The sequence below is a fragment of the Streptomyces sp. NPDC104096 genome (genome assembly GCF_055584385.1).
On sequence record NZ_JBVJMD010000019.1, the window covers coordinates 63,777 to 75,284 of the forward strand.

Annotated in this window: 7 protein-coding genes and 1 pseudogene; all 8 read left to right on the forward strand. The window is 71.4% G+C overall.

All coding sequences use genetic code 11. The features are described 5' to 3' along the window. Window positions 1-256 precede the first annotated feature (256 nt). The 8 genes and pseudogenes from ACZ60B_RS20775 to asnB all read left to right on the forward strand — a co-directional run bounded on the left by ACZ60B_RS20775 (window position 257) and on the right by asnB (window position 11,489). Window positions 257-886: a cutinase family protein gene (locus ACZ60B_RS20775; RefSeq protein WP_469388955.1), complete on the forward strand. Its 630-nt coding sequence runs from the start codon at window positions 257-259 to the stop codon at window positions 884-886. A gap of 39 nt (window positions 887-925) precedes the next feature. Continuing rightward, complete coding sequence (locus ACZ60B_RS20780) at window positions 926-1,798, forward strand: PhzF family phenazine biosynthesis protein (RefSeq protein ID WP_469388957.1); 873 nt, start codon at window positions 926-928, stop codon at window positions 1,796-1,798. A 710-nt stretch (window positions 1,799-2,508) separates the two neighbouring features. Beyond that, the gene (locus ACZ60B_RS20785; RefSeq protein ID WP_469388959.1) at window positions 2,509-3,987 is read left to right on the forward strand and encodes a sugar transferase; all 1,479 of its coding nucleotides are present in this window, start codon (window positions 2,509-2,511) and stop codon (window positions 3,985-3,987) included. Between the two features lie 73 nt (window positions 3,988-4,060). Next, a complete protein-coding gene (locus ACZ60B_RS20790; RefSeq protein WP_469388961.1) occupies window positions 4,061-5,380 on the forward strand; it encodes a nucleotide sugar dehydrogenase in 1,320 nt (439 codons plus the stop codon). Continuing rightward, window positions 5,370-6,637 (forward strand): annotated as a pseudogene (locus ACZ60B_RS20795) (glycosyltransferase family 4 protein). Before ACZ60B_RS20790 ends, ACZ60B_RS20795 begins: the two are co-directional and overlap by 11 nt. After that, window positions 6,634-8,001, forward strand: coding sequence for a Wzz/FepE/Etk N-terminal domain-containing protein (locus tag ACZ60B_RS20800; protein WP_469388963.1), 1,368 nt, complete (start codon window positions 6,634-6,636; stop codon window positions 7,999-8,001). The pseudogene ACZ60B_RS20795 and the gene ACZ60B_RS20800 overlap by 4 nt, the downstream one beginning before the upstream one ends. After that, window positions 7,998-9,551 carry a Wzz/FepE/Etk N-terminal domain-containing protein gene (locus ACZ60B_RS20805; RefSeq protein ID WP_469388966.1) on the forward strand — a complete coding sequence of 518 codons (1,554 nt, stop codon included), beginning with the start codon at window positions 7,998-8,000 and terminating at the stop codon, window positions 9,549-9,551. Before ACZ60B_RS20800 ends, ACZ60B_RS20805 begins: the two co-directional genes overlap by 4 nt. Window positions 9,552-9,554: 3 nt before the next feature. Further along, on the forward strand, window positions 9,555-11,489 hold the full coding sequence (asnB, locus tag ACZ60B_RS20810; protein WP_469388968.1) for an asparagine synthase (glutamine-hydrolyzing): 1,935 nt from the start codon (window positions 9,555-9,557) through the stop codon (window positions 11,487-11,489). Window positions 11,490-11,508 lie beyond the last annotated feature (19 nt).

Below are 11,508 nucleotides of genomic sequence, written 5' to 3' on the forward strand. Positions count from 1 at the left end.
TTCTCTGTGGTCCTTCTGTGCCGATGCTAGCGAGCGGCCGACCGGCACGGGCCTGGTTCCACGGCATTGCTGACTGCCCATCTAACAGAGGTACGCCGGTGGTCGACTGGTGATTCCACCGATACGTGCGGGGCGCGGCGCTTCCTACGGTGCTGTTGCGCTCGGCGAACGGATCCCGTCCCGGGCGCTCGTACCACCGCTCGAGAAAGAGGAACCCCCCATGTCCCGTCATGCGTCACGGCGTCGTCTCACTCTCGTGTCCCTCGCAGGCGTCGGCGCGCTCAGCGCGGCCGGCCTGTCCCTGCTGCCCTCCCTCGCGTCCGCGGCCCCCTGCCCGGATGTCGAGGTCGTCTTCGCCCGCGGCACCGGGGAAGCCCCGGGTCTCGGCATCACGGGGACCCCGCTCGTGAAGAACATCAAGAGTGCCCTGCCGGGGAAGACCGTGTCGTCGTACGCCGTCGACTATGCGGCGAACTTCTCGCAGACGAGTGCCGGGCCCGGCGCCACCGACATGACCGACCGTGTCGTCTCCACCGCGGCCAACTGTGCCGACACGTCCTTCGTGCTGGGCGGTTACTCCCAGGGCGGCAGTGTCACCGACATCGCCCTGGGGATCCCCACCCGGCTGGGCACCGGCCGCACCATCCCCGCGAAGCTCGCCGGACGCGTCAAGGCGGTCGTCGTCTTCGGCAACCCTCTACGGCTGTCGGGCCGCACCATCTCCTCGGCAAGCGACGTGTTCGGCCCCAGGGCCAAGGAGTTCTGCAACACCGGCGACCCGGTCTGCGGCAACGGCCGCAACGGCGCCGCGCACCTGACCTACCACGTCAACGGCAGTGTCGAGCAGGGCGCCCGGTTCGCCGCCGAGCGGATCGGCCGGGGCTGAGAGGTACAGACAGAAGCGGCGCCCGGTATCGTCACGATCATGACGAATCCGCCGCGTCCCGAAGTCCTGCGCTACACCGCCTTCTCCAGCGACCCCGCGGGCGGGAACCCTGCGGGTGTCGTCCTGGACGCCACCGCCCTGGACGACAGCGGCATGCTGGCCATCGCCGCCGACCTCGGATACTCGGAGTCCGCGTTCCTCACCCCGGCCGCCGAGGGCGCCGACGGCCGGGAGGGGCGGGCGTACGGCATCCGTTACTTCAGCCCGAAGGCCGAGGTGCCGTTCTGCGGGCATGCCACCGTCGCGTCCGCCATCGCGCTCGCCGAGCAGACCGGGCCCGGCGAGCTGGTGTTCACGACACGGGCCGGAACCGTGCCGGTGGAGGTGACCCAGGAGGACGGTGCGCTCCGGGCCACGCTCACCAGTGTCGAGCCGCACATCGACGACATCGCCGAGGCCGACCTCGACGAGGCGCTCGCCGCGCTCGACTGGCCGGCCACCGATCTCGACCCGGCCTTCCCGCCCCGCATCGCGTTCGCGGGCGCCCGCCATCTCGTTCTCGCGGCCGCGACGCGCGCCCGACTGGCCGATCTGGCCTACGACTTCGCGCGCCTCGAAGCCCTGATGCACCGTCTGGACCTGACCACGGTCCAGTTGGTCTGGCGGGAGTCGGCCACCGTCTTCCAGGTACGTGATCCGTTCCCCGTCGGCGGTGTCGTCGAGGACCCGGCGACGGGCGCCGCGGCGGCCGCGTTCGGTGCGTACGTCCGTGAGCTCGGCCTTGCTCCCGAGGACGCCGTCCTCACCCTGCACCAAGGCACGGACCTGGGCCGCCCGGGCGAGCTCACGGTGACGCTGCGTGCGGGCGACCCCCGGGTCCGCGTCAGCGGCGCGGGAACGCGCATCGGCTAGCCGACCGGGCCATTCCGGCCAAACCGACTTTGCCGGCCTCGGCAGTTGGCCCGTCGGCAGGTCCGGCTTGTTCTCGATCATGGGGCGTGGCACTGCCGGTGCCACGCCCCGGACTCACTTCAGGGGCAGGGCTCGGCGAACCAGCCGCCGCACAAGCCCCGCCCGGGCTCACCGCTCGCCGCCGCATCGACGCCGCACCCGGACGCCGGGCGGGCCGGCGGAGTGGGGGTTGGCGCAAAGGACCCGTATGCGGTCATCGGTTGACGGATCCGGTCCCAAATCTTGAGCACAAATTCCACACATCCCTCTCTTCAGACTGGCCCCGATGGTCTAGATTGACCGTGCTTCACCTGTTCGAAGGCGAGGCGACCAACAATGGTCCATAGGTCCGGCGTTACGGGATAGAGAGCGGTTTCGTCTCCGGCGCCGGACGTGGGGGTGATCGGTTCTTGGGGTCCGGGGGGAGCCTTGGTCGTGGGGAGCACCAAGGTCTTCGACGGACTTCCATGTGCCTCGAGTGCCTGGCAGGACACGCAAGTGCGCTGTCGCCAGGGTGGGTTGTTCACATAGCTCTGCAGTAGCCGAAATGTCATGCGCGGGGGGCGGGGTCTTCCGCGGGGAGGAACAGCGCGGCACGGGAGGCGGGGGCCTCCCACAGAGAGGAACAGTGCTAGGCGAACACGTCGACCCACTGGAACCTGGGGGGTTCTGTGCGGCAAGGGGGACTCGTACGCCCGTTTCCGTCTGAACACGGGCGTCTGACGACCGGAGTGATCGACCAACCGGCGACCGACTGGGAACAGCGGTACCGCCGTACCGTGATCACCAGCGACATGGTGGCCACCGCCTTCGTGGTGGCGGCGATAGGCGAATTCTTCGGGGCCCGGGACGCGGCCAACTGGCATGAGAAGTGGGGGATTCTCGCGTTCGGCACCGAGTTACTGGTGCTGGGGACGCTGGCGGTGAGCCGGTCGTGGGCTCCGGCCGTGCTCGGGCAGGGTGCCGAGGAGTTCCGCCGGTTGGGACGTTCCCTGTTCGCGGCGACCGTCGTACTGGCGCTCGGCGGGATCGCCCTCACCTCGCGCAACATCAAGCTCTGGATCTTCGTCGCGATCCCCGCGATCGCGCTCGTCACCATGGTCACGCGGTATCTGCTGCGTATCTGGCTGCACAAGCAGCGCAAGGAAGGCAGATGCCTGAGACCGGTGCTCGCCGCCGGGAGCCTGGCCACCGTGCGCGACCTGATCACCCGCACCCGAAAGTTCCCGCACCTCGGCTGGCGGGTGGAGGCGGTGTGCACGACGGACGGTCTCGGACCCGAAGGCGACCTGCTGGACGGGGTGCCGGTCGTCGGTCAACTGACGGACGTCGCGAACCATGTCCACCGCGACGGCTACCGGGTCGTCGCGGTCACCCCGGACCCGCACTGGTCGCCGGACCGGTTGCAGCGGCTGGCCTGGAACCTCGAGGGCAGCGACGCCGAGATGGTCGTGGCCCCCGTGCTGATGGAGGTGGCCGGCCCACGGCTGCACGTCGACGCGGTGCTCGGGATCCCGCTGCTGCGGGTGAGCATGCCGACCTTCACCGGGGGCCGCCGGACGGTCAAGTTGATCGTCGACCGGCTGGGCGCGGCGCTCCTGATACTGCTGTTCGCTCCGCTGATGCTGTTCGTCGGCCTGCTCGTGCTGGCGGACAGCCGGGGCGGGGCGTTCTACCGCCAGCGCCGGGTCGGCAAGAACGGCCGCGAGTTCACCATTCTCAAGTTCCGCACGATGGTCGTCGGCGCCGACGCGGCACGGGCCGCGCTGGCCGACCGCAACGAGGGCGCCGGCCTGCTGTTCAAACTCCGCCGCGACCCCCGGGTGACGCGGGTGGGGGCGGTGCTGCGCCGGTACTCGATCGACGAGCTCCCGCAGCTGTTCAACGTGCTCGCCGGATCGATGTCGCTCGTCGGTCCGCGGCCGCCGCTGCCGGAGGAGTCCGCGGCCTACGGCCCGGACATCCGGCGGCGGTTGCTGGTCAAGCCCGGACTCACCGGCCTGTGGCAGATCAGCGGACGCAGTGACCTCTCCTGGGAGGAAGCGGTCCGGCTGGACCTGCGGTACGTGGAGGACTGGTCGCTCGCCCTGGACACGGTGATCTTGTGGAAGACGCTGCGTGCGGTGCTCTACGGGCAGGGGGCCTACTGATGGGCGGGGGACGCCGGACTGCCGGCGTACGGACCGCAGGCCGAGACGGCCTGCCCGGGGGGAGGAACGGGTCATGAGGATCAGCGTTTTCGGGCTCGGCTACGTGGGCTGTGTGTCGGCCGCGTGCCTGGCCGGCCAGGGCCACGAGGTCATCGGGGTGGACGTCAACCAGGTGAAGGTCGACCTGGTCAACGACGGAAAAGCCCCGGTGGTCGAGGAGGGGATCGGCGAACTCGTCGCCGACGTCGTGCGCGGCGGGGCGTTACGCGCGACCACCGACGTCCGTGAGGCGATCGCCGGCAGCGAGGTGTCGCTGATCTGCGTGGGCACGCCCTCGGAGCCCAACGGAAGCCTGTGCACGACGTACTTGGAGCGGGTGACCGAGCAGATCGGCAGCGCGCTGGCCGAGCGGGGCGGGCGGCATACGGTGGTGTTCCGCAGCACCATGCTCCCGGGCACCTGTCTGAACCTGCTGGTGCCGATCCTGGAGAAGTCCGTCGGCGGCACGGCCGGGGTGGACGTCGGGGTCGCGGTCAACCCCGAGTTCCTGCGCGAGGGCACCAGCGTGCGGGACTTCTTCGACCCGCCCAAGACCGTCATCGGCGAACTCGACACGGCGAGCGGCGACGTGGTCGCGGCACTGTACGAGGGTCTGCCCGGCGAGGTGTTCCGGGTGCCGATCCCGACGGCCGAGGCGATCAAGTACGCGGACAACGCGTTCCACGGCCTCAAGATCGGCTTCGCCAACGAGCTGGGCGCGGTGTGCCAGGCGCTCGGGGTGGACTCGCACCAGGTGATGGACGTGTTCCTCGCCGACCGCAAGCTGAACATCAGCCCCGCCTATCTGCGGCCCGGCTTCGCCTTCGGCGGGTCCTGCCTGCCCAAGGACCTGCGCAGCCTGGTCCACGCGGCGCAGCGGGCGGACATCTCGGTGCCGATCCTGTCGCATGTGCTGCCCTCCAACGCCGACCATCTCCAGCGCGCGGTGGAGATGGTCGAGCGCACCGGCAGGCGCAAGGTGGGCCTGTTCGGGCTGTCGTTCAAGCCCGGCACCGACGACCTGCGCGAGAGCCCGCTCGTCGAGCTGGCGGAGCGGCTCTTCGGCAAGGGTTACGACCTGCGGATCCACGACGCCAACGTGAGCCTCTCCCGGCTGCTGGGCGCCAACCGCGAGTACATCGAGAACCGGCTGCCGCACCTCGCGCAACTGCTCGCGGACTCCGTCGAGGAGGTCCTCGACCACGCCGAGGTGTGCCTGGTCGGGACGAAGGACCCGGCCGTGCTGTCGGCACTCCCCCACGGGGGCGACGGCCCGCTGATAGTCGACCTCATCCGCCTTCCCGACGCCGACGCGCGCCGGGCCGAACCGGGATACATGGGCCTTGCTTGGTAGAGCTACCAGCGGCGACCGGCAAGACCGGCGCGCGCTGATCCTGGTGGAGAACCTGTCGGTGCCGTTCGACCGGCGGGTGTGGCAGGAGTGCACGACGCTGCGCGACGCGGGCTGGACGGTGCACGTCATCTGTCCGCAGGGCAGCAAGCGGGACACGGAGGTCTACGCAGAGATCGACGGGGTGCGGATCCACCGCTACCCGTTGCGCGCGGCCACCGGAGGACCGGCCGGCTACCTGCGGGAGTACGGATCGGCGCTGTGGCACACGCTGCGGCTGGCCCGGAAGATCGGTCCGGTCGACGTCGTGCACGCCTGCAACCCGCCCGACCTGCTGTTCCTGCCCGCGCGGTGGCTGAAGCGGCGCGGCGCGCGGTTCGTCTTCGACCAGCACGACCTGGTGCCCGAGCTGTACCTCTCCCGGTTCGGGCGCGGCAAGGACCTGCTCTACCGCGGGGTGTGCGCGCTGGAGCGGATGACGTACCGGGCCGCGGACGTCGTGATCGCCACGAACGAGAGCTACAAGGACGTCGCCGTGAGCCGTGGCGGGCGGCGGCCGGAGGACGTCTTCGTGGTGCGCAGCGCGCCCGACATCGACCGCTTCCACCCCGTACCGCCGGAGCCGGAGTTGAAGCGCGGCAAGCCCCATCTGCTGTGCTATCTCGGGGTGATGGGCCCGCAGGACGGTGTCGACTACGCCTTGCGGGCGCTGGCGAAGCTGCGCGACGAGGTCGGACGGAGCGACTGGCACGCGGTGTTCGTCGGCGGCGGCGACACCTTCGACGCGATGGTGGCGCTGTCCCGGCAGCTCGGGCTGTCGGAGCAGGTGCAGTTCACCGGGCGCATCCCGGACGCCGATCTGGTGCGCTACCTGTCCACCGCGGACGTGTGCCTCTCCCCCGACCCGCACAATCCGCTCAACGACGTGTCGACCATGAACAAGGTCCTGGAGTACATGGTGATGGGCCGGCCGCTCGTCTCCTTCGACCTCAAGGAGGCGCGCGTCTCCGCCGGTGACGCCGCCGTCTACGCGCCCGCCGACGACGAGGCCGAGTTCGCGCGGCTCATCGCGCTGCTGCTGGACGACCCGGAGAAGCGGGCCCTGATGGGCAAGATCGGCCAGGAGCGGATCAGCGGGCCGCTGTCCTGGCGCAACTCGCAGGCGTCGCTGCTCGCCGCCTACGCCGCCGCCTGCGGTGACGACGCCCCGGCGGCGTCGGGCGAGACGGACCGTGCACAGGGCGGAGGCCGCACCGTTGAACGATGACACGATACGCCTGGTGGCGATCGGGCGGATCATCCGTCGGCGCTGGCGGCTCCTCACCGTCCTCGCCGTGGTGGGCGCGCTCGCCGGGTACGGCACGTCCATGCTCTTTCCACCGCGCTACACCACCTCGGCGTCGGTACTGCTGCCGGGTGCCTGGGAGGAGCGCGAGCTGCTCACCCAGGAGCAGATCGCGACCAGTTCGACGGTGGTCGACCAGGCGGCCGCCACGCTCCGCTGGAGCGGGGTCGGCAAGGCCGAGCTGCGGGATCAGGTGAGCGCCAAGACCGCCGACGGGAACATCATCAAGATCTCGGGCACGGCCGACACCCCGGAGCGCGCGCAGCAGCTCTCCGACCAGGTGGCCCAGCAGTTCGTGACCTTCGCCGCGCGCGTGGTGGACGACAACAACGACCCGGAGGCGGCGGCGCAGCGCGAGGCGCTCCAGCAGACGGTGACGCAGACCAGCCGTCGGATCACCGAGCTGGCCGACGCGGCCGATCCGGGGCGGACCGTCGAGAGCGTGCAGGTGCGCACCGAGCTCGAGAAGCTGCGCACCACGCTTCAGGAGGCCATGAACAAGCTGGACCAGGCCGACCCGGCCACCAACAAGGCCAACATGGTCGTCATGGGACCGGCGGCCCGGCCGACCGGCGAGGCACCGCCGACCAGGATCCAGCTGATCGTCGCCGGAGCGCTGCTGTTCTTCCTGCTCGGGGTCATCGGCCATCTCACCGCGGCCCGGATGAGCCGTCGGCTGCGCACCCAGCCGGAGATCGCCGCGGCGCTGGGCTCGGCGCTGCTGGGCACCGTCGACGTACCGGGTGAGCGGCCCGCGCACCGGCCGCGGGGCCGTGGCCCGCGGGCCCGGTTCCGGCGGCTGCTGGGCGTCGACGTCCGCTGGGACGTACCGGCCCCGCAGGCGTCCGGCGACGAGGCCAGCAGACAGGTCCGCTACCGGCGGGTGTGTGCCCGGCTCCGGGACCGACTGCCGGGCGCCCGGCGGCTGCTGGTCGTCGTCCCGGACGGTGACGAGACCGCTCTGCGGGCCGCCGGGCAGCTCGCCGGCGAGGCCGGGAACGATCCGCTGCTGCGGGTGGTGGAGGTATCGGTGTCCCACCCGATGGTGCCGGACCGTGGCGAGGAGTCCGGTGCCGTGGTCGTGCTCAGCGCGGGCGACTGGACGGCGGTGGAGCTCGCCGGCCTCGCCGAGGCATGTACGGACGCCGGGCACGAGGTCGTCGGCATCGTCCTCGCCGGCCCGGTCCGGGCCCTTGCGACGCGGTCCGCCGACCGTCCTCGACAGGCCGCTCCGGCGGTGCTCGCGGTCGGTCACGAGGGGAAGGGGGGTTCAGCGTGACGACGAGTACGACCGAGGAGTCGTCGGCCGCCGCTCCGCTGCTGGATGTGCAGGCGCTGGTGGTGGCGGTGCGCAGGCGGCGCCGCTTCTGGTGCGCCGTGGGGCTGGTGGGGCTGCTCGCGGGCGGGTCGGTGGCGGTGCTGAAGCCGCCGCCGCCGACCGCGGTGACCAAGGTGCTGGTCGCGCATCAGGAGGACCAGCCGAACGACCCCGGCACGCTGATCCGCACCGATGTCGCGCTGCTGCAGACCACGCGGATCGCCGACGCGGCCCTGCGCACCCTCGAGTCCTCCGAGAAACCGGAGGACTTCATGCAGGACTACGTCGGTCTCGGTCTGACCAACAACCTGCTGCAGATCACCGTGACCGGTGACACCGAGAAGGAGGCGGTGGCCCGCGCCAAGGCGCTGGCCGACGCGTTCGTCGCGGACCATGTGCGGCGGATACGGGAAGCCGCGAGCGCCGAGTCCAAGGCCCTGCTCGACCAGCGTGACCGACTCCAGGACGAACTGGCGCAGGTCAACAAGGCGATCGGGGACGGAACGCCGCAGAGCGGGCCGAAGGCGTCGGCGGACCTGGAGTCGCTCTTCGCCCGCCGCGCCGAACTCACCTCGCGGATCAGCGACTTCGGCCAGCGCGCCTCCGAGGCGAGCATCGGCACGCCCCAGCTCGTCGCCCGCACCCAGATCGTGGACGACCCGCGCGTGGTGGCGCGCTCCCTGCCGAAGACCGCCGCCACCGACGCCGGGATCGGGCTGGTCCTCGGGCTCGTCCTCGGGCTCGCGCTGGCCGCGGTCGGCTCGGTGGTGGCGGACCGACCCGTGCTGCGCCGGGAGATCGCCTCGAACCTCGGCGCCTCGGTCATGGCGGAGCTGCCCCGCCGGTCGGTCCGGCCGTGGCGGCGCCGCCGGGTCCGGGTGGCCCGCGAACGGCTCGTCACCTCACTGGCCCGTACCGCGCGCGGCTCGGCGGAACCGGTGTCGCTGCTCGAACTGGGCTGTGCGCGCGGTACGAGTCGGCTCGTCCTGAGCCTCGCCGGGGCGCTGGCGGCGGACGGCCCGGTGGTGGTCGTCGACGGACTGCCCGGCTCGCAGCTCGCCAAGCGCCGCCGGAAGCCGGGAGACCCGACCGTGGTCGGCGGCGAGAGCGTCGCGACCGTGCCGCACCAGGACCGCAGGATCGGCGTCGGCTCGGTGGCGCCCGGTACGGCGTGGACCGACCTCCGGTACCTCGGCACCCGGACCGTGCTCGTCGTACGCGCCGGGCACGGCAGCACCGCATGGCTGCACACCGTGGCCAGACAGCTCGCGGACCAGCGCATCGCGGTGATCGGTGTGGTGATGGTCGACCCCGATCCCCGTGACCGGACCGACGGCACGCTGTGGGACGGACCGCACACCGCGGTACGCGGCCGGAGCGAGCGGGCGGCCCGGCAGAACGGTGGGGGTGCCTCCCACGCCGTTCAGGCAGTCGGGGAGGACCGGCGGCGGGCCGAGCCACTGCCGATGCGGGCGACACGGTTCCCGGACAGCGACCAGGAGGCGCGGTAGTACATGTGTGGCATCGCAGGCACTTATCGATGGCCGGACGGGAAGGCCGTGGCCGACCGGCTCACCGAGACCCTGGCCCACCGCGGTCCGGACGGGGCGGGCCGCTACAGCCACCCCGCCGGTGACGGCGAGGTGCACCTCGGGCACCGCCGGCTGGCCATCATCGACCTGTCCGAGACCGGCGCCCAGCCGATGAGTTCGGGCGGCCTCGTCCTGACGTACAACGGCGAGCTGTACAACGCGCCGGAGCTGCGGGCCGAGTTGGAGGCCGCCGGGGTGCGCTTCCGCGGCACCTCCGACACCGAGGTGCTGCTGGAGGCCTGGCGGCGCTGGGGCACGGACTGTCTGCCCCGGCTGCGCGGCATGTTCGCGTTCGGGATCTTCGACGAGCGGACCGGTGAACTGGTGCTCGCCCGGGACCAGTTGGGCATCAAGCCGCTGTTCCTGCTGCGGCGCGGCCAGGGTCTGGTGTTCGCCTCCGAGCTCAAGGCGCTGGCCGCCGTGACCGGCGGCACGCTGGAGGTGGACCACGCCGCGCTGGTGGCGTCGCTGCTGTACTACTGGGTGCCGGACTCGCGGTGCGCGTTCCGCGAGGCGGAGAAGCTGCCGCCGGGGACCTGGATGCGCATCCGGCCCGACGGCCGGGTGGACCGCGGCCGGTACTGGAACCTCCGGGACGTCGCCGCCGAGGGCCGGGAGCGGGCCCGCAGCGGCGAACTGCCGGACATCGCCGCCGTCGTGGAGGAGTCGACCCGGCGCCACCTGCTCTCCGACGTGCCCGTGGCGACCTTCCTCTCCGGCGGTCTCGACTCCAGCTATCTGACCGCGCTGGCGGCCCGCGACCGGCCCGGGATCTCCGCCTACACCATCGGGTTCCGCGCCGAGGACGCCAAGTTCGAGGCGATGCCGGACGATCTGCGCTATGCCCGGCAGGTGGCCGCGAAGTTCGGCGTCGACCTGCACGAGATCGAGATCGCCCCGGACGTGCTCGACCTGCTGCCGCGGATGACGCACCACCTGGACGAGCCGATCGGCGACCCCGCCGCGATCAACACGTTCCTGATCTGCTCGGCCGCCCGGGAGGCCGGGGTCAAGGTGCTGCTCTCGGGCATGGGTGCCGACGAGCTGTTCGCCGGCTACCGCAAGCACCTGGCCAACCTGATCGCGCTGCGCTACCAGCGGGTACCGCGGCCCCTGCGGCACGGTCTGTCCGCGGCCGTGGACCGGCTGCCGGTCGCCTCGGCCCGCCGGGGCTACCGGTCGGTGCGCTTCGCGAAGCGGTTCCTGTCCTTCGCCGATCTGCCGGAGGAGACCGCGTTCCGGCGCAGCTACACCATGTACGACCGGGACGAGCTGCTCGCCCTGATCGATCCGGATCTGGCCGGGACGGTCGAGGACGTGCTGACCGAGCACGCGGACGTGTACGAGGACAACGACCTCGACGACTTCGTCAACCGCATGTGCCTGGGCGACGCCCGGATGTTCCTGCCGGGCCTCAACCTCGCCTACACGGACCGGTCGAGCATGGCCGCGTCGACCGAGGTGCGGGTGCCGTACGTGGACGTCGAGGTGGTCAAGGCCGCGTTCGCGGTGCCCGGTGACCGCAAGATCGTCAAACGGCAGAGCAAAGCCGTCCTCAAGGAGGCGGCCACCTCCATCCTGCCGCGGGAGATCGTGTACCGGCCGAAGGGCCTGTTCAGCGCCCCGCTGCGGGCCTGGATGAGCCGGGACCTGGCACCGCTGGTGCGCGAGGTGGTGAACGACGGCGAACTGGTCCGCTCCGGGCTGCTGCGCCGGGACGCCCTGGCGCGCATGGTCGCCGAGGACGCCGCCGGGCAGCGGGACTTCTCCAAGCATCTGTGGCACGTGCTGACCCTCGAGTACTGGTATCGCGGCGCGACCTCCAAGGCCGGCCAGGACTCTCCCGTGACGGCGTAGAGACAGTAGAGACAAGAGG

What these genes read in the sequence shown, in the direction of transcription:
- ACZ60B_RS20780 (WP_469388957.1), top strand. Translation starts at nt 926, where the DNA reads ATGACGAATCCGCCGCGTCCCGAAGTCCTGCGCTACACCGCCTTCTCC.
- ACZ60B_RS20790 (WP_469388961.1), top strand. Translation starts at nt 4,061, where the DNA reads ATGAGGATCAGCGTTTTCGGGCTCGGCTACGTGGGCTGTGTGTCGGCC.
- asnB (WP_469388968.1), top strand. Translation starts at nt 9,555, where the DNA reads ATGTGTGGCATCGCAGGCACTTATCGATGGCCGGACGGGAAGGCCGTG.